The organism is Streptomyces sp. KR80, from assembly GCF_052245555.1.
GTDB lineage: Bacteria > Actinomycetota > Actinomycetes > Streptomycetales > Streptomycetaceae > Streptomyces.
Window position 1 is genome coordinate 152,447 of the sequence record NZ_JBQQCD010000005.1, and the last position, 22,713, is coordinate 175,159.

Consider the following 22,713-nt stretch of genomic DNA (forward strand, 5'->3'; position numbering starts at 1 on the left):
ATCGGAACTGAACCGCCGAGGCGGGATGCTCCACCCGTGCAGCGGCACGGCACGGCTCCATTCCCGTGCGCACCCGTGGGCTTGGGTGGAATGACGGCATCGGCGGCGCCGCACCGTCGTTGTCCGCCTGCGACTTCCCGGTCACCACGATGCCGTGCACGGTCTCCGGGTCACCGCAGATCGCCTTCCCGGCGAACACGCAGGCGGGTCGGAGTCTGCAGGCAGAACCGAAACACGGAGGCTGGAAGCGCTGAACTCATCGTCGGCGGGTGGAGGTGCCGCGTAATGACGACAGCACCAGGCGTCCGTAACGCGTGGTGAGTGCGGCGGCGGTGGCGGCGAGAGCGGCGCCGACGGCCAGGAGCAGATGAGCCGGGGACTGGTCACCGAGGACCTGGAGGATGCCAGCGGGGCGGCAGCAGAGTAGCGATGGTGCTCAGCCGTCCCGAGGGCAAGCCCTTCGAAATGACCGTTCATCTGCCAGACGCCAGCCGCTACACGACCGTCTACGAACGCAACTTCGGCTGTCCCTCAGCCGGAGAGTGGATCATCGCGACTGGCGAGGAGTACGCCCGCGCTGCGCGAGGACTCCGGGGCACTCTGTCCGCGCCGCCATGATTGACCACGGCTGACCCGATGAGCCGGCCTGCCGGCTGCCTCTGACGAGCAAGAAGATGTAGCGGGCCGAGGGCGTAGGCTTCGGGTTCAGCCGTTGTAAGACGCCTGCTTGGCCGCCCGCCACTCCGGCGCCAGCACCGACCAGACCTCCATGTCGTGCCGCGTCCCCCGGTATAGGTAGCTCTCCCGCAGCACGCCGTCCTTCGCCATCCCCAGTCGACGGGCCACCGCGATGCTGGCCTCATTCGCCGCCGAGACCTGCCACTCCACGCGGTGGATGCCCCGCTCCTCAACGGCCCAATCGATGATCACACGCGCCGCCCTGGTCACCAGACCCTGGCCCACCGCTGATGGCTCCAGCCAGCAGCCCGCCTCGGCGGTGCCCTGCTCGACGTCCATCGTCCGGAAGAGGACTCCGCCGACCAACTTGCCGCCCGTCCAGATGCCGTAGATCCGCCCGGCGTCGGCCGCGACCTTTTCCGCGTACGAGTGGAGGAACGAGCGGCATGACTCCAGATCCGTGACGAAGTCCGGCAACACGATGTACTGCCCGACGAACTCCCGTCCTCGGTCCATGTGGGCCAGGAACTCCTCGGCCCGCCACGGCTCGAGCGGGCGCATCTCCGCGCCGTCCTCGCCCAGGGATATCGCGAACATCATGACCTCCGCGGTCGGAACCAGCGCACACAGCGAAGGGATCTTCTCACGGTGAGCTTCCCAAGGGCCCGTACGTCTTCGCCCGCCCCGCGTACGAGGCAGCGCTGGCAGACCCGGTCCGCCTCGCCGAGGACCCGCTGGGAGAGTCGTGTGGGGGGCGGGGACAGAGCGGTGACCCTCGACCACGCACCAGATTCGCCGGGCGGCGACAGCACACGCGGGGTGGCACACTGTCTGCATGCGCGGACGAGCCAGCCACGACCAGGGCACTCCCCGGATGTCGAGACATGACTGGTGGGGGGTCGTACTGGAGGCTCCCGATCCCCACGCGCTCGCGCGGTTCTACTCGAACCTGCTGGGGTGGGAGATCGCCAAGGAAGACGCTGAGGGGGCGGCCATCGCACCGCCGGAGGGCGTGGCGTACCTCGGTTTCCAGATCTCGGACGGGTACGTACGTCCTGTCTGGCCCGCCCAAGAGGGCGCCCAGCGGATCACGATGCACCTCGACTTCGAAGTCGTCGACCTGCACGCCGCCGTCGCGCACGCGCTCGAACTCGGTGCTGAGGAAGCCGACCACCAGCCTCAGGAGAACGTCAGGGTGATGCTCGATCCGGCAGGGCACCCCTTCTGCCTGTACGTGGATAGCTAGACGAGTAGTTCCGTTGTCCGAGCTGTTGCGCGGGTTTGATGTCGCATGCGCGCGTGGTCGGGCCAGCGTCGTGCCCTGGGGTGCTGCTGGAGGCCGACGTAGGGTGACTGATCCATGTCGAGTGCTGGCCTCCAGGCGTGCGTCAGCAAATGGAGGAGCTGTACATCCCGCCAAGCTGGCGGATCTCCTCCAGCGGGTATGGAGTCTGCCTGCTCTGGCGCTGGAGCTTGCGGTTGAAGTCGGACATCACCGCGGCGATCGGCGCGTGCCGGGCGAGGATCGCCGCGGCCTCCTCTGGGATTCCTGTGGGGCGCTTGCCCTCTGCGTAGGCGCGCACCAGCGCGTAGCGGCTCTCCCGGTCCTCCCTCTGGTATCCGTACAGAGCGGTGACCAGCCAGTTCACCAGATATGTGGCGGTGTAACAGCGGTCGTAGGTCTGGTGCCGGTCGAAGAAGTCGGCCTCGTCCTGCGACAGCTCGAACTGGGAGGAAAAGGCGAGGCCGTAGTCCGCGAAGTAGAGGCGCCGGCCGTCGGTCAGGATGTTCTCGAAGTGCGCGTCGAAGTGAAGGAGCCCGCGGCTGTTCATGAACGAGGTGCCGGCTGCCAGTTCCCTCTCCACCATGGCGCAGGCTCGGTTGGCGGTTTGGTCTCCTGCTTCGACCTGAGTGCCCAGCCACTGGTGCAGGTTCTGCGGGATGTACTCCAGGAACAGCGCGACGCTCGCCGAGGACTGCTGGAGAGCCTCGATCCGGCGGCGCACTTGCGATCCGCCTCCCCAGTAGGCAACAGCCCGTTCGACGTCGGCCAGTTCCTCGGGCAGGGGCGTCGAGTCCGGCAGCACCCGCCAGTGGTACATCAGGGGGAAGCCCTCGTGTTCCGCCGCGAGCACCCAGTTCGTCGTCATGGTGTGCACGGCGAGCTCTCTCCAGGCCCCGAAGCCCGGCCCGCCGATGGTGCCGACGCCGTACTGGCAGAAGACGGGCAGCTCGAACAGATTCGCCGTGGACCGGACGTGCTCAGGTTGCATCTCCAAGTCCGTGAGGGGCACCCGCTTCACGAAGACCGGGGTTCCGGCGACCTCCATCAGGGCCGACTTCCCGCCGATGCCTGATCCGATCGGCACGGCCGTGTCCACGAGCTCGCGCAGGGCGCGATCACTGCACAAGGCCAGGGATGTGGAGACGGCACTATGGGCGGTCAGACGCGCACCGCGCGACATGTCAGGGCACTTCACTGCGGCCTCCACCTGGGGTGCCGACCTCGATTCTGCAATGGCTACGCAGTCCCGCCGAGCGCAACGACCCGTGGCTCTGCGGTTTGGCCTCCGGAGCGGGCAGAGGGCGTCCAAGATCCGTGTGTGACGACAGACCTGAGCACCCTCCTGACCGCACGCTACGTGAAGATCGACGACGAAATTGGAGGAACCCGGTGCCTCGGTCGACCGCCGCTGCTCAGTGACTCCGAACTCGTCTGTCTTGCTGTGGCCCAGGCCCTGCTCGGGTACCACTCGGAGGCCCGGTCGCTGTGCTACGCGAACAAGCAGCGTGTGCTCGCGATGGCCGTCGGCATCTGGCACAACAATCTGACCGGCGCGGCAGTCCCCCGGCTCACTGATCGCCTATGACCACTGATCACATCGGAACTACTCGTCTAGGCGTGATCAACGTGCCGACCGGGACACGTCGCAGCATGATCTGCAGTGCCCTCCGGGCGTCCATTCTGTCAGCGGTGCGCCTTACCGTGGCGTCATGACTCTCTTGAGCCACGCCCGCTACTGTGCCGAGATCGTCGCGCAGACCGACCTGCTCAGGTCCCGCATCGAGGGCGCGGACCTGACGGCCCCCGTGCCCTCCTGCCCCGGCTGGAACGTCGGTCAACTATTGCGGCATCTCGGCTGCGGCCACCGCTGGGCCGAGACGATCGTACGGACCCGGGCGACGCGGCCCCTTCCCGACGACCATTTCCGCGACCTCTCCGGCTACGTCGACGAGGACCCCGCCGTGCTCGGCCCCTGGCTCGCCGAGGGCGCCGCGCAACTGGGGGACACGCTGCGCGCCGCCGGGCCCGGTGCGGAGGTGTGGACCCCGATCCCCGGACGGACCGCGGAGTTCTTCGCCCGCCGTTTTGCGCACGAGACGGTCATCCATCGGACCGACGCAACCTTGGCCGTCGGCGCGGAGTTCACCGTCGACGAGGAGGTTGCCCTCGACGCCGTTGACGAGTGGATGGAGCTCGGTTCGCTGCCGATGCATTTCGAGATCCACCCTTGGATGCGCGACCTGCTCGGTCCGGGCCGCACGCTGCACTTCCACGCCACCGACACCGCACCGGACGCGGCAGCGGAGTGGGTGATCGACCTCACCGGCGACGCCATCGTCTGGCGTCGCGCACATGAGAAGGCTGCCGTCGCCGTGCGCGGTCCACTGATCGACCTGCTTCTGATCATCTACCGGCGGCGCCCCGCCCGCGGCGAGGGCATTGAGATCCTTGGCGACGTGCAGCTGCTCGACTTCTGGCTGGAGCGGGTCGGCTTCGGATGATCAGCGCGGGCTTCTGCATGGGGATCGAACGACGTGTTCAGGCCTGCCTGTTGGTCGTGTGAGGCGTGACATGACTCGGGGTGCGTGTCGCGCGTTGCGGTGGGGAATCGTGGGCTGGGATCGTGCTGGCATGGCGGCTGACCGGGACGAGGACGGGGAAATAGCAAGCGCTCGGCGTGAGTTCGCGGTGTTGCTGGGGGAGTTTCGGCGTACGGCGGTGTTGGTGCCGCTGGTTGACGGGGATGGTTTGTGGTCGGCGGAGTCGGCGGGCTTGCGCTGGATTTACGCGTTCACCGATGAGGGGGCGTTGGCCCGGTGGGCTGCGGCGCGGGGTGAGGGCGGCCGGGAGTGGGCGTACCGCCGGATTCTGGGTGCGCGGTTGTTGGATGCGGTGATCCCGGCGGTGGGTGTGCCGTGTGGGGTGGCGGTGGATGTCGCGGACGGGGTGGATGCGGTGTTGTTTCCGCCGGTTGCGGGGATCGTGCCGGACGCGGTCGCGGTGGACGCGCCGGGTATGGGGGGTGTGGTGGCGTGAGCGGGGGTTTCGAGGCGGATCCGGATGCTCTGGCGCAGGTGGCGAAGGGCATCGACGCGGCGTTGGCGGAGTTGAAGGAGCTGGGCATGGTGGGCTCGGCCAGTATGGGCCGGGGCTTTTCCGAGATCGCGTTGTCGGGCCTTGAGGTGGGGCATCAGGGGCTCACGTCGGTGCTGGGCGAGTTCTGTGACCGCTGGGAGTGGGGGGTGCGCGGCCTGATGGCCGAGGGCAACCAGTTCGCCAAGGAGTTGGGCCTGGCGGCGGGGGTGTACCACGAGAACGAGGAGTACGTGTCGGGCACGGTGAAGGTCGCGGGTAATGCGATGTTCGGCAATCCGCACGCGACGGAGGAAGAGACCACCGCGCGCTCCTGGGGCGAGATCTGGGATTCCGGGCACGGGTCGGACGCTGACTACAGCGCCGAGTCCTTCCAGCGGTCCGCAGCGAACACCCAGGCTGGGTGGGATGCGGCGCTGGCCGACGACGACGAGGACGGGGTTCAGGGCTGATGGTGTTCGGCGCGCTCGGGGACGCGTGGGACGGGGCGAAGCAGGGTCTGGGCGAGGCGGTCGACGCCACCACTGATGTGGTCGGGGACGGCCTGGACCTGGTCGGCGCGGAGGGCGCGGCCGATGCTGTTCAGGACTTCGGCGATGGTGTCGCCTCCGACCTGGGTGCCTCGGTCGGCGAGCAGCAGCTCGGCGAGACGAATCAGCCCGAGGAGCTGGTCCACGGCAAGCTGTCGGCACTGGCCGAGAGCATCCGGCATCTGCGTGATTTCCAGCGGGCATTCGAGCGGGTCGGACAGGGTCTGCGCAAGCTGGATGCGGGTCACTGGCAGGGCAAGGCCGCAGACGCCTTCCGCGAGAAGTTCGGGGTGCACCCGAAGAAGTGGCTGCACGCGGCGGATGCCTGCGAGGACGCCGCCAGGGCGCTGGATGCGTACGCGGACACGGTCAAGTGGGCGCAGGGGCAGGCGCGGGAAGCCATCGAGTTGTACGCGTCCGGGACGAAGGCCTCGAAGCAGGCGGTGGACGCGTACAACGCCAAGGTCGACGCGTACAACGCGACGCTGGAGGCCGGGGATGACCCGGGGCCAAGGCCGGGTGCGTTCACCGATCCGGGCAAGGCTGACATCGAGGAGGCGGCCCGGATCCTCGCGGAGGCCCGCAGGCAGCGCAACGACGCGGGCGCCGACGCCGCGCGGAAGGTTCGAGCTGCGCTGGAGCACGCCCCGGCCGAGCCGTCGGGCTGGGACCGGGCCGAGATAGAGCTGTTGGACCTTACCGGCGCGCAGATCGTGGAGGGCACGCACCTGCTGGGCGGGGTGGTCAAGGGCGGGGCGGGCATCGTTTCCTTCGCCCGTTCGACCAACCCGATGTCCCTGTACAACCTCACCCACCCGGCCGAGTACGCGCAGAACGTGAACCTGATGGCGGCTGGCCTGGTCACCACTGCCCGCCACCCGGAGAAGATCCCGGGCCAGATCGCCGATGCGATCAAGAAGGATCCCTCGGAGTTCGCCGGCCGTTTGATCCCCGAACTGCTCGGCACCAAGGGCGCAGGCGCTGTGCGCGGCGGCCTGCGCGGCGCGATGAAGGGCGGGAAGGAACTCGCCGAATCCGCGCCGGGCAGACAGGCGCGAGACGCAGTGGGGAACAAGCCGGAGGCGGAGGCGCAGGAGAGGGGCGTCAAGAGGTGTGAGGGGGATCCGGTCGATGTAGCCACGGGGCGGATGCTGCTGGAGCAGCGGGATGTGGCGCTACCTGGTGTGCTGCCGTTGGTCTTCTCCCGCACCTTTGAATCGTCGTTCCGCTCGGGCGGCTGGTTCGGTCCGTGCTGGGCGTCCACCATCGACCAGCGGCTGTTGATCGACGCCCAGGGCGTGATCTTCGTACGGGAGGACCGCTCGCTGCTGGCCTACCCGCACCCCGCGCCCGGTGTTCCCGTCCTGCCGGTGGAGGGGCAGCGCTGGCCGTTGGACCGCGACCCGGCAGGCGGCTACACCGTCACCGACCCCGACGCGGGCCGGACCTGGCACTTCACTGACCACAGCGACGAGTTGGCGCTGCTCGAGCAGATCGACGACCGCAACGGCAACTGGATCGCCTTCGACCACGATCTCGACGGCACCCCCACCGCCATCACCCACAGCAGCGGCCAGCAGCTCAACCTCACCACCGAGGACGGCCGGATCACCGCCCTGTACCTGGGCGAGCAGCTGCTGGTGCGCTACGGCTACACCGACGGCCACCTCACGTCCGTCACCAACTCCTCCGGCCGACCCCTGCGTTTCGGCTGCGACGAACAAGGCCGCATCACGTCCTGGACGGACACCAACAACAGCCGCTTCGAGTACGTCTACGACGAGCAGGACCGCTGTGTCTTCCAGTCCGGTACGGAAGGCCATCTGCGCTCAGCCTTCTCCTACGACGCCACCGATCCCGAGACCGGCCACCGCGTCACCACCATCACGGATTCGCTTGGCCGCACCTCCCGTTACCTGATCAACGAGCGTTCCCAAGTGGTCGCCGAGATCGACCCGCTGGGCGCGGTCACCCGCTTCGAGCGTGACCGCTACAACCGGCTGCTCTCCCGCACCGACCCCCTCGGCGCAACGACCCACTTCACCTACGACGAGCATGGCAACCTCACTGCCGTAACCCGTCCCGACGGGCGGCAGACCACCGCCGAGTACAACGAACTCGGCCTGCCCATACGCCTGGTGGGCTACGACGGCAACATCACCGAGCAGGCCTTCGACGCCCACGGCAACCGCACCTCGCTTACCACCCCGGACGGCAACACCACACACTTCACCTACAGCCCGCGCGGCCACCTGATCGCGGTCACCGACCCGCTGGGCAACACCACGCGTATCGACTGCAACGAGGCCGGTCTGCCGGTCTCCGTCACTGACCCGCTCGGCGCGGTGACCTGGTACCGCCGCGACGCCTTCGGCCGCGTCACCTCCGTCACCGACCCACTCGGCGAGACCACCCACCTGGTGTGGACGGCCGAGGGCAAGCTCGCCGCCCGGATCGCCCCCGACGGGACGGGAGAGACATGGACCTATGACGGCGAAGGCAACTGCACCACCCACACCGACCAGCTCGGCCAGGTCACACGCTTCGAGTACACCCACTTCGACCAACTCGCCGCCCGCACCGGCCCCGACGGGGCGCGCTACGAGTTCACCCACGACACCGAACTCCGCCTCACCCACGTCACCAACCCTCAGGGCCTGACCTGGGACTACCAGTACGACCCGGCCGGCCACCTCATATCCGAGACCGACTTCGACAACCGCACCCTCACCTACACCCACGACCCCGCCGGCCGCCTCACCACCCGCACCAACGCCCTCGGTCAGCAGATCAGCTACGAACGCAATGCACTCGGCCAGCTAACCCGCAAGGACAGCGCCGGAGCCATCACCACCTACGCGTACGACTACTCCGACGCCCTGACCGAAGCGATCGGCCCGGACGCCACCCTCACCCAACTCCGGGACCGCTACGGCCGCCTTCGCTCCGAAACCGTCAACGGCCGCACCATCACCTACGACTACGATCAGCTGGGCCGCCGCACCAGCCGGACCACTCCCACCGGCGCGATCAGCACCTGGCGCTACGACGAACTAGGCCGCCGGATCGCGATCAACGCCGGTGGGCACGAGCTGGCCTTCGCCTTCGATGCGGTAGGCCATGAACTGACCCGCCACTTCGGCCAAATCAGCATCACCAGCGCCTTTGACGCACTGGGTCGCCTCACCGACCAGCAGGTGATGGGCTCCGACGGCCGCCGCATCCAGGGCCGCAGCTACTCCTACCGCGCCGACGGCCACCTCACCGACATCCACGACCAGCTCGGCGGCACCCAGCGCTTCGACCTCGACCGCTCAGGCCGCGTCACCGCCGTCCACGCCCACGGCTGGACCGAGCGCTACGCCTACGACGAGGCAGGCAACCAAACCGATGCCACCTTGTCCGCCCCCTGGCCACAGGAATCAGTGGGCCCGCGCACCTATACCGGCACCCGCATCCAAACAGCCGGACACGTCCGTTACGAATACGACGCTGCCGGCCGTACCACCCTGCGCCAAAAGTCCCGCCTCTCGCGCAAGCCGGACACCTGGCGCTACACCTGGGACGCCGAAGACCGTCTGACCACCTGCACCACCCCCGACGGGCAGCACTGGCGCTACCTCTACGACCCCCTCGGCCGCCGGATCGCCAAACAGCAACTCGCCGAAGACGGCGAAACCGTCCTCTCCCAAACCGACTTCACCTGGGACGGCACCACCCTCTGCGAACAGACCACCGGCACCACCACACTCACCTGGGACCACAACGGCCTGCAGCCGCTAGCCCAGCGCGAGAGTAAACAGCTCACCGACACCGAAGTCGACGAACGATTCTTCGCCATAGTCACCGACCTCATCGGCACCCCACGTGAACTCCTCACCGAAAACGGCGACATAGCCTGGCGCACCCACACCACCCTCTGGGGCACCACCACCTGGCACCCCACCAGCATCGCCCACACCCCCCTCCGCTTCCCCGGCCAATACGCCGACCCCGAAACCGGCCTCCATTACAATTTCCACCGCCACTACGACCCCGAAACCGCCCGCTACACCACCCCCGACCCCCTGGGATTGGCTCCCGATCCCAACCCCGCAACCTACGTCCACAACCCCCACACCTGGTCCGACCCTCTCGGTCTCTCACCATGTCCGAAGGGTGAGCAAGGAAATCCCTTCGACGCACGGGGAGACGCGGAGCGGGCAGCCTTCGAAGCGGCCGGAGTGCCTTACGGAGCGACGCCGGACGCCGAATGGGTCGTTATGGGGGACAAGACCCTCAAGAACATGCCGGGGCATGTCTACGCCCCAGACCCAACACATTGGGGTAACTTCCGTCAGTTCGAAACACCGAACGGGTCGCGCGTAATCGTCGAGCATACGCACGATCCAGCGGGCCTTCACTTCCATGCCGGGTCTCCAAAGGGAAGCACGTTGGAAGACCAGACGCGCAGCCTCGTAAACTTTGGCTGGGACAACTCCAGCGATGGATACAAGTCCATGGAACGCTACCGAGCCATCAACAAACCTGGCGGCGATCACCACTTCTTCTACAAGGATGAATAATGGGGATCCCAGCGGAAATTCTGATCAGAAAGCTCCAATCAAGCCGACTCGAAGTCCTTGAAATCCAGGGGAACCAGCCGGGCCCCACCGTCGACGATGCATGGACAGTGGTGGCCAACATTAATATTTCACCCAAAGCGAAAGCACCCAGAGATCACGTTGGCCGCGAGTCCGTAAACACCGTCTGGCAATCACAGGCTGAATCAGCCGGCGTATTCTCGACTAATGGCGAATTCCTCATCACAGCGGTAACGACAGGATGTTCGCAAGTCGGCTGGGTCAGGGTGCGGCGTACGCCAGAAATCGATGTTTCCGCGCTGACCGACGACCAGGGGGGGATCGAGTTCATCGCACTGTCGCCAGACAGGCAGACACTCTGCGCTGTAACAACGGAGGAGTACGAGTACTGGATCGTCAGCGAAAGCATGTCCGACTGGTAGTGGAGGCATCAAGCGTCACCCTGGGCAAGCTCGATCCCGAGATAGCAGCTGCGAGCGAAGCCCATTGGCTGGCTCGCCGCGATGCTTCATGGTGGGACGGCTGGGTGCAGTGGCAGTCATAAACGTCCGTCCTGTTGCCGTGTCGTGCGGGTGGTGATGCGGTGCGACCCTTGACCCGAATCGGTCGCCATGGGTGGTGTTACGAGGTGGCGCTTGGGCCCGCTCCCCTGCCGAGGGTGGCGCATGGTCGGGGGCCCCGGGCCAGGTCCGGCAGGGGAGCGGGCGTTATCGGGGGTGGGTGATGGGGCACGGGCTCACCGGCCCCATTTCCCTTGGCTGTTGCGGTTGGCGATGGCAACCTTGACGCTCAGCGCTTCGGCATCCGTCGCTGGGCGGACATCGCTCGCTCTGGCCTCCCAGGAGATGCCGCTGGGCCGCACCAGATGCAGGAAGTCGCCGTTGGCCGCGCGTACAGCCACCGCGCACTTGGCGGTGTCCATCACGATCGCACCGGCCTCGATCGCCGTCACGGCTCGCAACCCCGCAGAGCCGCGGCCAGAGCGACGGCCGTTTCGACGTTGCAGCGCCCGAGGTCGACGAGCGGCCGGGGACGGTCACCCGTGCACGACGGCAGATCGATACGCAGCGACGGCAGTTTCACGCCGACCCCGGCGAGCGCTGAGCGCAACTCGTCGCGAGCCTCTTCCGCCGCTCTGATCCTCTCGGCTGCCGCGATGCGCTGGCCAGTCGTCGTCATGGGCGTGTGCGCCTTTCCCTGGTGCATGCCACGCGCCACTTGCACGTGGTCAATTACGTTCCGTGTCAACAGCGTTGCGCAGCGGCGCTACCCTCAACAGGGGTGCAGCTGTGACGGAGCGGCTGTCAAGACCGGAGGCCCAACGGTGGCTGCTGAGAACGAACTTGATCCCATGTTCGATCCGACCACGTCCACGCTCGCCTTCTTCGGCGCGGAGCTGCGGTTGCGGCGTGAGTTGGCTGGGCTGTCGCAGACGGAGCTGGCGAAGGAGGTGCACTGCGCGCCATCCCTGTTGAGCAAGATCGAATCGGCGAAGCGTGTCCCCAAGGACGACCTAGCAGTCGCCTTCGATGCGGCACTCGGCACTGATGGCTTCTTCGCACGCCTGTGGCCAGTGGTGATCAAGAATGCCTACCCGGCGTGGTTCCGGCCGTACATCGAGCTCGAGGAACAGGCCACCGGCCTGCAGTGGTTCGAGAACCAACTCGTGCCAGGGCTGCTCCAGACGGAGGACTATGCACGCGCTGTCCTCAAGAGCGGACGACCGGATTGTCTTGAGCAGTTGCTCTTCGCGCGTATGCATCGCCAACGAATCCTGACCCGGGACGACCCGCCCCAGCTGTGGACGATCCTGGATGAGACATTGCTGCGCCGGAGCATCGGGGGACCGGGTGTCATGCGCGCGCAGCTCGGCCGCCTGCTTGAGGCTGCCGAGATTCCCCGAATCATTGTCCAGGTCGTCCCCTTCAACGTAGAAGAGCATCCCTCGCTGAGGGCGTCCTTCAACACGCTGTCGTTCGCTGAGGGTCCGGACGTGCTCCTTGAACATGGCCTCTACGAGGACTACTTGCTGGGCGAACCGGAGGCTGTCGCGGAGGCAAATCGAACCTATGATCTGTTGAGGGCTGTCGCTCTGCCGCCCCGTGAGTCGACCGATCTGATCGCGTCCGTCATGAAGGAACTGAATCCGTGATCGACATACACAACATCTCTGGTGTCGTCTGGCACAAGAGCACGTACAGCGGCGAGAACGGCGGTGCCTGCATCGAGATCGCCGTCGGCCTTCCAGGCGCAGTCCCCGTCCGGGACTCGAAGGACCCGCAGGGCGCCGCACTCGTCTTCTCTACGGAGGCGTGGTCCTCGTTCGTGGCGCAGGTGAAGGCCGACGGCTTCCGTCCAGTCTGATGTCCGGGGAACGGCCCTGGAAGGAAAGTGCAAGGGGCTGGTAACCACTGGGGCTCGCTAGTTCCCCGTTGTCACTCAGTGGAGGGGCTACACAGTCCGTCTCCGGAGGCGCACCACCATATGAGGGCCCTTACCTACCCGTGACTTTCGGATAAGGGTCTCGAGAATGAGGAGGGCCGAGCCTACTCCGCAGTGAGCACTGACCAAGTCTGGGCGTCCGGAATTTGGTTGATGACGACCACCGTCACCCGAGAACACTCGCGATGGCGAGCGCTATGCGCTCGATCCAGTCGATCGCGTCAGTCACATCCGCATCGGTGATCGGGCGGCGGCGCTTGAGGTCGCCGTCCAGCAGGTCCGCGTCATGGGCGATCTTGTTGCGGCGCTCCATGATCGCCACGTACTGCTTCTTCAGTGACTGCGCTGTAAGCGAAGTCCGATCGTGGTTCCAGGCGTTGAGCTGCACGGCGGCCTTGGCCCAGATGTCCTCCTCCGTCACCAGCTTCAGCGCCTCGCTGATCTTGCGCGGGTTCTGCAGCGAGGCGTTGGCCCATTTCGCCTTGACGTGCTCGGACACGGCGTCGGCGAGCGTGGTGGTGCCCCGCCGCAGGTCCTCGACCTTGGCCAGTGGCAGCTCGAACTTCGTCAGCTGGTACGGCATGCCGGGACTGTCCTGGGCGGCCAGGTCCGCGACTCTGCGATACAGCTCCTCGTGGAACCAGTGGTCGATCGCGGAGACCGCTTGTACCCAGGCGGCGCGGTAGAAGTCGCCGATGTCGAAGACGGGGGACTGGAAGGCGGCCAGACTTTGGCCGGCGAGGATCATCTTCCGGGCGTACTCGAGGTTGGTCCTGAACGCCTGGAACTCACGTGTCTGCGGATGCGGAATCGCCAACGAATGCCCCGTCTCGCCGTGCTGTTGTACGTCGACACCAAGGTTTCCGGCGCGAGCGGGGGAGGGGCAACATTTTTGGGGATCAGTCGGTTGCGGTTGGCTGGATTGTGTTGGTGTCGGCCGGAACCTCGCCGCCGAGCGCCTCGGCGATCGCGGCGAACTCGCTTAGCGCGGCCTGGAGATCCTCGACGATCTCTTGGGCGATCACCTCGGGCGACAGCAGGCTGTCGGCGTCGTCGAGCGCCGGATCCTTCATCCAGGTGATGTCGAGGTTGACCTTGTCCCGGGCGATCAGCTCGTCGTAGTCGAAGCACTTGAAGCGCTCCCACTCCACTCGCTCCGTACGCGGCTTGCCCGGGAGATACGCCTCGACGAACTCCTCCAGATCCGCGCGGCGGAGCGGGTGGTGCTTGAGGGTGAAGTGCTTGCCGGTGCGGAAGTCGTAGACCCAGAGCTTCGAGGTGTTGGGCGCACCGCCGGAGCGCGGCGGCTTCTTCTCGAAGAACAGAACATTCGCCTTGACTCCGCCCGCATAGAAGATGCCGGTAGGAAGCCGGAGGATCGTGTGCAGGTCGAATTCTTCGAGTAGACGGCGGCGGACCTTCTCGCCCGCGCCGCCCTCGAACAGGACGTTGTCGGGGAGAACGACGGCGGCACGGCCGTTCATCTCCATCAGCGACATAATGTGCTGAAGGAAGTTGAGCTGCTTGTTGGTGGTGGTGGCGCGGAAGTCGTCACGCTCGTAGGAGATATCTTCCTTCTCGGCCTTGCCGTCCGTGCCGATGACGGTGATCGCGGACTTCTTGCCGAAGGGCGGGTTGGCGAGGACCAGAGAGGCATGCCGGTCGGGCCTCTCGGCAAGAGCGTCGCCCACGGTGATGAGACTGGGGCCGTCCGCGTCACCGATGCCGTGCAGCAGCATGTTCATCGCGGCGAGGCGGGCGGTGCCGGTTACCAACTCGTTGCCCCAGATCTTGCCCGAGCCGAGCGCGAGACGCTGCTCGCGGGAAAGGTCCCGCATGCGGTGCTTGCGAATGTAGCTATGCGCGGCGATCAGGAAGCCCCCGGTGCCGCAGGCGGGGTCGGTGATGGTGTCGGTCGGCTGCGGCTGCATCACGTCAACCATGGCGTCGATGAGTGCGCGGGGCGTGAAGTACTGGCCGGCGCCGGTCTTGGTGTCCTCCGCCCCCTTGGCGAGCAAACCCTCGTAGGCGTCGCCCTTGAGGTCGGTTCCCTGGATGGTCCAGTCCTCCTTGCCGATCAGATCGACGACCAGTTTTTCGAGGAGGGCGGGCTCAGTGATGCGGTTCTGGGATTTGGCGAAGATCCTGCCGAGGGTGGTGCCGGGGTTCTTGGCGAGCTTGGTGAGAATCTCGCGGTAGTGGACTTCGAGTTCGATGCCCTTCTTGGACGCCAGGGACTGCCAGTCGTACGCGGCTGGTACGACGGTGCGGGCCTCGGCCTCGGTGAACGGGTCGCTCGCGATCTCATCGGCCATCTTGAGGAAGAGCAGATACGAGAGCTGCTCGACGTACTCGATGGTGGACAGGCCATTGTCGCGGAGGACGTTGCAGTAGTTCCAGAGCTTGGCGACCAGCGTGTTGGTCTGCGCGTTCGCCTGGGCGGGGGTTGCGGGGGTCATAGCTCGAACTCCTGCTGAACGGCGGTAGTCGGGATTGGGGCTGAGGCAGAGGGCGGCGGTAGCGCGGACTCTGCCTTGCGGGGACGGCGCGCGCGCTTGTGGGCGCTGTCCTGCGCTTCACGCTTGGCGCGGATGCGGTCGAGGAGGACGGAAGCGGGTTCGTCGAGCGGGTCCTGGGGAACGAGCTTGCCAGCGAAAGCGCGGTGGAGGAGGGCTTGCCTCAAGTGAACGGAGCGGTGGAGAGCGCGACCGGTGACTTTCGTGGTGCGATCCACGGTCTCGTCCCAATCGCGCAACTCAGTGAGAATCCTGAGCTGCTCACCATGTGGTGGTAGCGGAATTGGGAAGGCAGCCAACTTGGCGCCGTTCACGTTCGCCTGTCCGACCTGCTGAGCGGCGACCGATGCAACATAGCGACGCCCTTCGGGACTGTTAATGCATAGGTTCACCCACTCTGGCTCGACGCCATGTGCGAGCTGGCAGCGGATGAGATAAGAGGCGAAGGTAGCAGGTCCCATGACGGATCGGTAGACGGCTGATTTCCCGACAAGCTCGGCGCTGTTGGTGCGATTAAAAAGCAGATCTCCGTCCTGGAGGAGTAGCTTCGCGGCTTCTGAGTGCTCGCCTGGTAGATACTTCAGATTCCGCAAATCCAGGCGGCTGTCTTGAATGTTGCCCATGCGTAGGACGGGTACGTCACCATCGACGGGATCGGTGTGCGCCTTGGCTGACGTTCCGTACTCGATATTGTGACAGAGCGCGCCGAGCGGCTGCACAGACCAGTGCGATGGTGGATTCGCATACACGCTCAGTGTGGCGGGAGCTACGACTTTGCGGCGCTTTCTATCGGCGGCAAGCAGGATGTCGGACTCTACCCGCTCGAGTAGGTCGTAGACCGACTCATCCTCATCGCTTTGCAGGGCCAGATCGCCCCGCATGGCCTTCTCTACAACGGACTTCTTCAGGAAGCTAGACCGGTTCTGTGCGATTCTCAGGATGTGTACGGCCGCGTCAAGACGGGAGAGGTGGTCTTCGAGGGCCTCGACGATGCGGTGCTGCTCAGGCAATGGAGGAATAGCCACCACGAGCGCATCGAATTTGGACCGCGTGACATGCACCATCCCAGATCCGTGACTAGCCGCCACAAGCTCCTGAATCTTGTAGTCGATCAGGTAGCGAAGGAAGTCACGGTCGATGAATGGCTCGACCTTGAAAATGTGCTGGTTCAAGGCGGCCTCTGGCCCTCGCCAGATGTATACGCCAAGAGTGGCTGCCCATGAGACGAGAAGATCACCAGAAAAGACAGTGTGCCGCTTGTCGAGCTCGCCTGCATAGTGGTTAAAAGTAGCGCCAGAACCGGTGAGATTCTGGATGCGAATGATCGGGCGACCAGTATCCGACCACTCGGCCTTCTTGAACCCCCGTCCATTGATGTACTCGCCGAGGTCGCCCAGGCGAGACCACGCCCACCCCACTGGAAGTTCCACGTTACTCAAGCCAGTTCTCGATTCAGCTCACTCAACAGGGACCGTACATCGCGCCTCGGAAACGCATGCGCGAAGCCGCGTCCGCCACCCTTGCCCTTGAAGGGCTCTGCGTTGAACTCGGCCGTGCTGATGCCGACGTCGCTCGCGACCACGTCACGTATGGCCCGCAGCCACCACAGCTGCTCGTCCGTGAAGTCCGCGCCCGCCTGCCGTTGCTTCAGCAGCCACGCTTCAAAACGTTCCTCCACTGTCTCGCGGTACGGCTTCAGCTCATCGTCCGCGCCCAGCTCGTACCGGATCAGGGAGATGAGGTCCGGGACGCCCACTTCCTGGCCCGGGTAGTGAACCGCCGTGCCCAGGTCCTCGTAGAACGTCCAGAGGGAATGCGGCGTCCACGCGTACTGCGGGCGCCGGATCTCCAGCGCCAGCTCCTGCAACGCCGTGTACGCCTCCGCAGGGGACACCGAACGCGGGCTGGTCAGCGCGATATTGACCGCGGCGATGCGGTCACGCTCCTCCTTGAGGAGCTTGTTCCAGCGGCCGACCTCCTCCCGCGCACGCTCCTCCCGGGGGACCTCGTCTACATCCGTCACCCGCACGGCCGTGAACTCGTCTATAACGTAGTCTTTGTCACGGCGTATCTCGATGATGTGCCGCCGCAGCTCCGGGTTCTCCGTCAACGGTGCAATCGCGTTCTCCACCAGCTGTCGGGCCGCCGCCGGGCCGCCGTCTTCCAGAGCCCGTTCCTGCCGATCGGGGTCGACGGCCTTGACGATCGCACTCGCGATCTCGGAGAGAGTTTTCCCACCGGCCGCCCGCGTCAGCTGGTCCCGTTCCTCCTCTGTCAGCTGCTGATTGAGACGGGCGAGTCGTCCCGCCAGGATCTCGGCCTCATTGGCATTGATGGACTTTGTACCGGCCTTGTCCAACAGCTTCGACAGCGCGACCTGCCGTTCGCCCGCCGGCACCAGCGGCTTGGCGTCGACCAGGGACGAGTCCGTGACGCCCACCGCGTCCACCAGCACGAAGCGGTCCTTGCGTACCGATCCATCGGCGTCCGGGGTGACCCCTTGCAGTTCGGTCTGGCCGATGGTCCGCGCCCCGCGCCCCTTCATCTGCTCGAAGAGCACCGCGCTGCGCACTTCGCGCAGGAAGATCACGCACTCCAGGGCCTTCACATCCGTCCCCGTGGCGATCATATCGACGGTGACAGCGACCCGAAGTCGGGGCGAGGTCCGCAGGGCGCGGATCAGCTCGTCCGGGTCCTCACCCGCCTGCCGGCTCTTGTACGTGATCTTCTTGGCGAATTCGTCCCCGCGCCCGAAGACCTCCTTGACTTGGGCGAGGACATCCTCTGCGTGATCTTCGCCAACTGTGAAGATGAGGGTCTTGGGTAGTTCACTCCGGCCGGGGAACCAGCGTCGCCAGTTGTCCCGGTACGCGGTGAGCACACCCCGGATCTCGTCCACCGTGACCACCGACCGGCCGATCTGGCGCGTCGAGTATGTGAAGTCGTCGTCGAGCTCCTGGTAGCGCTGCCGCCGCGTCTTGCGGTCCTTGACTCGCACCGTCGTTCCCGACTCGATTGTCGCGGCGCCCCTCTCCCGCAGGTCGGTCCGCATGCGTACGACATCGAAGTCGACGTTGACGCCGTCTGCGACAGCCTGCGGATAGGTGTACTCGGAGACTAGGTTGCGGCCGAAGAACCCGAGCGTCTGGAGCGTGGGGGTGGCGGTGAGGCCGACCAGATGGGCGTCAAAGTACTCCAGCACGCCCCGCCACAGGCCGTAGATCGAGCGATGGCACTCGTCCACGATGATCAGGTCGAAGGACTCGATCGGAACGGATGGGTTGTAGGAGACCTCGATGGGCTGGTCCGTGGCGTAGGTGTCCTCGTAGGCCAGGCTGTCCGCGGCCTCGTCCGCCGGATCGTCGTCGACGAGGGCTTCGCCGCGCAGCAGCGAGTACATTTTCTGGATCGTACAGATGACGACCGACGAGGTGTCCTGAAGCCCGGCGGCACCGAGCCGGTCGACGTTGTAGATGTCAGAGAGCCTGCGGCCGTCGTCGGGCGTTGTGAACTTCCGGAACTCGTCGAAGGCCTGCTTGCCCAGATTGTTGCGGTCGACGAGGAAGAGGATGCGGCGGGCCTTGGCGTGCTTGAGCAGCCGGTACGTCTGTGCCACAGCCGTGAAGGTCTTGCCCGCGCCGGTCGCCATCTGGATCAGTGCCCGCGCCCGGTCGTGTGCCAGGGAGTCCTCGAGGCCGGTGATCGCGTCGACCTGGGCGAGGCGCAGCCCGTTCGGCTCCAGCGTCGGCAGCCGGCGCAGGGCCGCCCGAAAGGTCGGGGCGTCGGGCGTCTCCTCAGTGCGGCGCATCCACGCCGCGACCGTTTCGGGACGGTGGAAGGAGAAGACCTCGCGAGAGCGGGCGTCCGGGTCGAGGCGGTTGATGAAATAGGTCTCGGTGCCGGTCGTGGCGTAGCGGAAGGCGAAGGGTTCGGCCTCGTGCCAGACGGCGAGGCGGTGCTCCTTGAGTACACCGGCCGCGTAGCGGTCGTTCTGCTCGACGGCACTGGAGAGATGGTCGCCCTCGCGCTTGGCCTCGACCACGCCGACGATTTTCCCGTCCACGTACAGGACGTAGTCGGCGCGGCCGGTGGCGAGCGTGAACTCCCGTACTGCCACGCCCCTCCCCGCAAGTGGATGGACCTTGTCCCGGTCCTGGACCAGCCACCCCGCGGCACGGAGCATGGCGTCGATGGCCTCGCGCGCTTGTACCTCATTGAGCGGGGCGGGCCGCTGCGCCCGGTGGATGATCGCGTCGCGGGCGGCGGCATCCACGCTGCGGGGCGTACGGCGTGCGACCTCGTATGCGGCCTGCTGCGCTCCGCGCAGGTCATCGACCTGAGCCGTCAACTGGTCGATGCGCGCCAGCAGTTCATGCTTGTTCGCGTCTGCGCTGGCGATGAGGTGCTCGGCCTCGGCGCGCGCCCTGCGCTCGGCTTCGAGCTCACCGATCGAATCTGTGAGGCGGGTGCGTGCCTGGGTGAGGGCCTGGCGGTGTCCGTCCAGAGCCTCGCGCAGCTCGGCGAGCTCGGCCGGGTCCGTAATCTGCGTGGCGTCGCGAGGGTCGACCGGCGGAACGAACTCCGCGACCGTGCGACGGCCGGTCAGGGCGTCGTGGAACCAGAGCCCCAGCTTGTAGCAGACTCGCACGGCAGTGAGGGCACGGGCCGTGTCGAAGAGGTGACTGTGCGCAGCCCGGTTCCGGTCGCGGCGCAGCGTGTCGAAGTCGGCGCGGATCTCGGCGACGAGCACGCCAGCCCGCGTGAGGGCGTTCAGACGATCGACCTGGCGGGTCCCCTCAACCCGCATGCCCGTGCGGCTGGCCAGCTCCTCGGCCAGCACTTCACCGAACTGGCCAGCCTGGACCAGGGAGGAGTTCGGATTGGTGAAGACGGTGGCCTCGGCCAAGGCGCCGTACAGGGACAGCAGTGACTGGTGCTGATACAGCACCCCGAAGTTTGGTGACGCCTTCGCAAGATCACGAAGTCGGTCGTCCACGACGCCAGCTCCCCGTCCCCATTCGGAAATCTCAGAGACCAGTTTACGCAAGGCAGACCAGGTGGAAGGCCCATCGCGTCATGTTCATGCGGCGCTCTGGCGGCTATCGAGGCGCTCGTCCTCAAGGTGACGCGTCCAAGAGGTCGGGAGAAGCGCAGCGATGGTCTGAAGGGCGGGGACGAGGATAAAGCGCGCAGTGTGGTACTTCGTCGCGGACTTGCCACCGCGCGTGCGGCGCGGACTCCGGGCCAGGCTTCGCACCTGGGGGCAGTCGTGGTGTTCCATCGCACTCGTGGACTGATACGGGGGCGTCAGCTCCAGGCCGGAAGTCCCTCAGAAGCGTCTCGCAGATGACCCGGTTTTTGCGAGGTTTTCTGCAAGTGGCTATCGGGGCAAACCGGAGGCGTTCCGGGCTGCTCGTAGAACTCTCGTAACTGGTCACTTTCGAGAATCACGGAGCGCACAGTTGTCACGCCGTGTTGTCGCCTTATGCCGCGGGGTCGTCGTCGGGCACGAGTTCGTTCACCCACGCCTGCGCCGCGGCGAGGTCCAGGGCGGTGCCAATCACCTGATAGGCGAAGTCGTCCCACTCCTCCAGGACACGCGGCTCGTCTGGCCGGAGGTGGTCGGCGCCGCCGTGCACGGGCCCGTGGCGCCGGTACTGGTCCATCGGAGGGCGGCGTCGCTTGTTGTACGGCGCGAGCGGGTCGTCGGGGTCGACGCGCGGGGTGGCGCGTGACGGCTGATTCGGCGGTCCGGGTCGGCGGTGCTTGCCCATGGCCTTGATGGTCTCAGGCGGCGATCGTGGTTGGCCGGGCGGCGGCGAGATCCTTCGCCCTCGTACGCACCTCGTTCACCGCGGCGGTGCGGTACGGATGGGCCGCGTCCAGCAGTGTGTTGAGCCGGGAGGTCACGAGCGTGGAGTCAACGCGGGCCGCGTCGTCGAGCGCCTGTTGGGCTGCCTCAGCCCCCTGCTCGACCTCGCCTTGGTCGAACAGCGCGGCGGCGAGCCCGAAGCGGTCCATGACGCGGACACGTTCGAACCCGGGCTTGCGCAGCTTCAGCGCGTCCTCGAAGTGGACGCTCGCTGGCCTGCTGGGACGGCCGAGCCCGGCGAGATCGCGGGCGGAGACCGCACGGGCACCGGCGTGCTCGGCACCGTCGAAGTACACCACCCACTCCGGCAGGTCGTCGCCGAGCCCCTCGGCCAGGAGCTCGTCGGCGTCGCCGAGGTGCTTGTCGGCCTGGCGCTCGTCGCCGAGGGCCGCGTGCACCCGGCCGGTCTGCGAGGCGACCAGTGCCTTGACCGCGGGCATCGTGGCCTTGCGGGCCGCCACGCCGAGCAGGCCGAGGGCGTCATCGGGACGGCCGAGGTAGATCATCTGGTGCGACATGCGGGTGACGATCTCCACCCCGCGGTCGCGCTGCCCGGCCTCCCCAGCCGCGTAGATGCCATAGCTCCAGTACCTCTGAGCGGTCGCGTAGCTCCCGGAGTCGTGGCTGACCCATCCGGCCAGCGCTGCCAGGTCGGCGGTCGCGGCGAAGACCCGTGCCCGTAGGCCGGCGGGGATGCCGTCTTGGATGCGGCGGGCGACCTCGGCGAGTTGGGCGACGATCGCCGCCCGGTACAGGCCGCCGCCCTTGGAGGCGTCTGCCCGGGTGAAGAACGCGGTCACCTCTTCGAGCGCGGTGACGGTATCGGCGTCGAACCCCTTGCTGCCACGATTCAGTGGGCGGGCAGTGCCGCCCAGCATCCGTTCGGCAGCCAAGATCAGCGGGGCACCGACGGCGAGCTTGAGGGTGTCGCGACGGCTTATGAACAGGTCCATCTGCGTCCATCCGGCCAGTGCCTGGGCGGCTGCTTCGGTCAGCAACGGTAGCTGGATCGTATCCAGCACTGGACCCGCGGCCGTTAACCCGAGATCACCGGGCGTGAGCGGTTGGCTGACCGCCTCGGAGAGCACTCCCGCGAGCAGGGCGGGGACCGGCGGGCGGGGTCGCTCACCGTCGATCCAGCGGCGCACCCGGGTGGCGTCCGGGGCGACCTGCCGGTGACCCTGCGCTTTGGCGGCCGCGCTGATCCGGCGGGCGATCTCCCCGTGGGACAGGCCGGTCGCCGCGATCCACAGTGCCAGGTGCGGGTTACCGGTTCCGCTCGCCACGTGCGCCTCACCATCCCCAACCCATGTCACGGAGTGTGGCATGTTCGCCACCGTTCGCGACCCCTACGGTACTGGTCAGGGCGGGCGAAGGGAGCCGATTCTGCTTGTCCGGGAGTCGATCGGCTTCCGTCTGATCCCTAGAGGGGAAGGTCAACGCATGGCGACTCTTGCAACGCATGCACCGTGGGCGATGCGACTGGTCACCGACCGGCTGCCGGTGGGTTCGCCGTCGTACGCGATGGTGACGCTGGACAAGTCCACGCAGACTGCCCGCTACTTCGACGGTGCCGGCCAGCGGGTTGAGATGGGCAAGCACGGCACCAGCAAGACCAAGGGCACCGCATCAATGTCCGGCGGGGGTGACGGGCAGAACCCGCAGCCGCAGTCGCAGGACGACAACACCACCGACTACGAGTCGGACTGACCAC

General features: G+C 66.5%; 19 protein-coding genes and 1 pseudogene. 10 read left to right on the forward strand and 10 right to left on the reverse strand.

Features of this window, described 5'->3' with window-relative positions:
- Positions 1 to 705: 705 nt before the first annotated feature.
- Positions 706 to 1,275 carry a GNAT family N-acetyltransferase gene (locus ACTWQI_RS10280; RefSeq protein WP_443269474.1) on the reverse strand — a complete coding sequence of 190 codons (570 nt, stop codon included), beginning with the start codon at positions 1,273 to 1,275 and terminating at the stop codon, positions 706 to 708.
- A gap of 238 nt (positions 1,276 to 1,513) precedes the next feature.
- Here ACTWQI_RS10280 and ACTWQI_RS10285 point away from each other — a divergent pair, with 238 nt between their 5' ends.
- Complete coding sequence (locus ACTWQI_RS10285) at positions 1,514 to 1,924, forward strand: VOC family protein (RefSeq protein ID WP_443269475.1); 411 nt, start codon at positions 1,514 to 1,516, stop codon at positions 1,922 to 1,924.
- Between the two features lie 142 nt (positions 1,925 to 2,066).
- On the opposite strand, the gene ACTWQI_RS10290 is transcribed toward ACTWQI_RS10285, so the two are convergent.
- Positions 2,067 to 3,143, reverse strand: a complete 1,077-nt coding sequence (locus ACTWQI_RS10290; protein ID WP_443269637.1) for a protein kinase family protein — start codon at positions 3,141 to 3,143, stop codon at positions 2,067 to 2,069.
- 138 nt (positions 3,144 to 3,281) lie between these two features.
- Here ACTWQI_RS10290 and ACTWQI_RS10295 point away from each other — a divergent pair.
- The 6 genes and pseudogenes from ACTWQI_RS10295 to ACTWQI_RS10320 form a co-directional block, all read left to right on the forward strand.
- Positions 3,282 to 3,461: pseudogene (locus ACTWQI_RS10295) on the forward strand (IS982 family transposase); the annotation flags it as partial.
- Positions 3,462 to 3,672: 211 nt separating this feature from the next.
- A complete protein-coding gene (locus tag ACTWQI_RS10300) occupies positions 3,673 to 4,464 on the forward strand; it encodes a maleylpyruvate isomerase family mycothiol-dependent enzyme (protein WP_443269476.1) in 792 nt (263 codons plus the stop codon).
- 130 nt (positions 4,465 to 4,594) lie between these two features.
- Positions 4,595 to 4,999 carry an SseB family protein gene (locus tag ACTWQI_RS10305; RefSeq protein ID WP_443269477.1) on the forward strand — a complete coding sequence of 135 codons (405 nt, stop codon included), beginning with the start codon at positions 4,595 to 4,597 and terminating at the stop codon, positions 4,997 to 4,999.
- On the forward strand, positions 4,996 to 5,508 hold the full coding sequence (locus tag ACTWQI_RS10310) for a hypothetical protein (RefSeq protein ID WP_443269478.1): 513 nt from the start codon (positions 4,996 to 4,998) through the stop codon (positions 5,506 to 5,508). The genes ACTWQI_RS10305 and ACTWQI_RS10310 overlap by 4 nt, the downstream gene beginning before the upstream one ends.
- Positions 5,508 to 10,151 (forward strand): putative T7SS-secreted protein, encoded by a 4,644-nt coding sequence (locus ACTWQI_RS10315; protein WP_443269479.1) that lies wholly within the window; start codon positions 5,508 to 5,510, stop codon positions 10,149 to 10,151. The genes ACTWQI_RS10310 and ACTWQI_RS10315 overlap by 1 nt, the downstream gene beginning before the upstream one ends.
- Complete coding sequence (locus ACTWQI_RS10320; RefSeq protein WP_443269480.1) at positions 10,151 to 10,591, forward strand: hypothetical protein; 441 nt, start codon at positions 10,151 to 10,153, stop codon at positions 10,589 to 10,591. The genes ACTWQI_RS10315 and ACTWQI_RS10320 overlap by 1 nt, the downstream gene beginning before the upstream one ends.
- Positions 10,592 to 10,905: 314 nt before the next feature.
- Here the strand turns inward: ACTWQI_RS10320 and ACTWQI_RS10325 are convergent, their stop codons facing one another.
- Positions 10,906 to 11,121 (reverse strand): hypothetical protein, encoded by a 216-nt coding sequence (locus tag ACTWQI_RS10325; protein ID WP_443269481.1) that lies wholly within the window; start codon positions 11,119 to 11,121, stop codon positions 10,906 to 10,908.
- Positions 11,118 to 11,348, reverse strand: a complete 231-nt coding sequence (locus ACTWQI_RS10330) for a hypothetical protein (protein WP_443269482.1) — start codon at positions 11,346 to 11,348, stop codon at positions 11,118 to 11,120. Before ACTWQI_RS10330 ends, ACTWQI_RS10325 begins: the two co-directional genes overlap by 4 nt.
- A 145-nt stretch (positions 11,349 to 11,493) precedes the next feature.
- On the opposite strand from ACTWQI_RS10330, the gene ACTWQI_RS10335 reads away from it, so the two are divergent.
- Both ACTWQI_RS10335 and ACTWQI_RS10340 read left to right on the forward strand, forming a co-directional pair.
- Positions 11,494 to 12,321 carry a helix-turn-helix domain-containing protein gene (locus tag ACTWQI_RS10335; RefSeq protein WP_443269483.1) on the forward strand — a complete coding sequence of 276 codons (828 nt, stop codon included), beginning with the start codon at positions 11,494 to 11,496 and terminating at the stop codon, positions 12,319 to 12,321.
- Positions 12,318 to 12,533 carry a DUF397 domain-containing protein gene (locus ACTWQI_RS10340; RefSeq protein WP_443269484.1) on the forward strand — a complete coding sequence of 72 codons (216 nt, stop codon included), beginning with the start codon at positions 12,318 to 12,320 and terminating at the stop codon, positions 12,531 to 12,533. The genes ACTWQI_RS10335 and ACTWQI_RS10340 overlap by 4 nt, the downstream gene beginning before the upstream one ends.
- Before the next feature lie 244 nt (positions 12,534 to 12,777).
- On the opposite strand, the gene ACTWQI_RS10345 is transcribed toward ACTWQI_RS10340, so the two are convergent.
- The 6 genes from ACTWQI_RS10345 to ACTWQI_RS10370 all read right to left on the reverse strand — a co-directional run bounded on the left by ACTWQI_RS10345 (position 12,778) and on the right by ACTWQI_RS10370 (position 22,285).
- A complete protein-coding gene (locus ACTWQI_RS10345; RefSeq protein ID WP_443269485.1) occupies positions 12,778 to 13,428 on the reverse strand; it encodes a hypothetical protein in 651 nt (216 codons plus the stop codon).
- Positions 13,429 to 13,510: 82 nt separating this feature from the next.
- Positions 13,511 to 15,070 (reverse strand): type I restriction-modification system subunit M, encoded by a 1,560-nt coding sequence (locus ACTWQI_RS10350; RefSeq protein ID WP_443269486.1) that lies wholly within the window; start codon positions 15,068 to 15,070, stop codon positions 13,511 to 13,513.
- On the reverse strand, positions 15,067 to 16,557 hold the full coding sequence (locus tag ACTWQI_RS10355) for a restriction endonuclease subunit S (RefSeq protein WP_443269487.1): 1,491 nt from the start codon (positions 16,555 to 16,557) through the stop codon (positions 15,067 to 15,069). Before ACTWQI_RS10355 ends, ACTWQI_RS10350 begins: the two co-directional genes overlap by 4 nt.
- A 5-nt stretch (positions 16,558 to 16,562) precedes the next feature.
- Entirely contained in the window at positions 16,563 to 20,123 is a 3,561-nt protein-coding gene (locus tag ACTWQI_RS10360) for a type I restriction endonuclease subunit R (RefSeq protein ID WP_443269488.1), read from the reverse strand.
- A gap of 487 nt (positions 20,124 to 20,610) precedes the next feature.
- Positions 20,611 to 20,901, reverse strand: a complete 291-nt coding sequence (locus tag ACTWQI_RS10365; protein WP_443269489.1) for a DUF6087 family protein — start codon at positions 20,899 to 20,901, stop codon at positions 20,611 to 20,613.
- Between the two features lie 13 nt (positions 20,902 to 20,914).
- Positions 20,915 to 22,285, reverse strand: coding sequence for a Tat pathway signal protein (locus ACTWQI_RS10370; protein ID WP_443269490.1), 1,371 nt, complete (start codon positions 22,283 to 22,285; stop codon positions 20,915 to 20,917).
- A gap of 157 nt (positions 22,286 to 22,442) precedes the next feature.
- Here ACTWQI_RS10370 and ACTWQI_RS10375 point away from each other — a divergent pair, with 157 nt between their 5' ends.
- Positions 22,443 to 22,709, forward strand: a complete 267-nt coding sequence (locus ACTWQI_RS10375) for a putative ATP-grasp-modified RiPP (protein WP_443269491.1) — start codon at positions 22,443 to 22,445, stop codon at positions 22,707 to 22,709.
- The last annotated feature ends 4 nt before the right edge of the window (positions 22,710 to 22,713 follow it).